Genomic DNA, 794 nt, shown 5'->3' with positions numbered 1-794 from the left:
CGTATAATTTCAGTTTTAGCAATAGCATACGCATCCATGTCAGGGCCTTTGGCATTACCCAGTTCTTTAACTATTTTACCATTTACATCTACCAATGCCATACGTGCTGGCGTTTGTGTATTACTGTAGGTGGTAATAAAATATTTACCACCGGGTGAAAAATTGATAGTATGGTTATAATTACCAAAAGTTAAGCGTTGGGGTTGTCCGCCATCAAAACTAATTTTATACAAATCGGTACGGGTTGAGTTTTCAATACCACGTGCTGTAAAATAAATGGTGCGATTGGCTTCATCAATATACTCAATTCCGGTAACGGTGAAATTTCCATTAGTAATAGCATGTTGCAGGGTACCATCTATATTGTATAAGTACAGCATATTCCATCCACTTTTATCGCTCTGGGCAATATAACCGCTGCCATCTTTTAAAAAGTTAATACGGCCGCCTACCCTGTCTTCCAAATCAATCCAGGTTTTTTGTGTTTCGGTATATACCGGTTTACGTGCCCCCGTTTGTGTATTAACTTCATAAATAATCAGGCTGTCTTGTTTACGGTTCATCCAGGGCAACCATAAACTATTGTTGCTGCTGCGCCACATGGGCCAGCCAAAATATTGGTCGTCTTTTTCATTAAAATTGGCCCAGGTGGTATTGCCACCATCCGGACTAACAAATCCCATTTTCACTTCCGGATTTTTATCGCCTGCTTCGGGATAACGGGTATATTCCAAATAACCATGTTGCCCCTCGCTACTGTAAATAGGAAACATAGGCACCATACTTTCATCAAA

Annotated in this window: 1 protein-coding gene; it reads right to left on the bottom strand. The window is 40.2% G+C overall.

The window, feature by feature from the left end:
• The coding region (locus EO766_RS18295) for a DPP IV N-terminal domain-containing protein (protein WP_287101824.1) at window positions 1–794 on the bottom strand (794 nt) is incomplete at both ends.

Origin of the sequence: Hydrotalea sp. AMD (assembly GCF_004100315.1) — a bacterium.
Taxonomy (GTDB): domain Bacteria; phylum Bacteroidota; class Bacteroidia; order Chitinophagales; family Chitinophagaceae; genus Hydrotalea; species Hydrotalea flava.
This window is presented reverse-complemented; position numbering and strand designations above follow the sequence as displayed.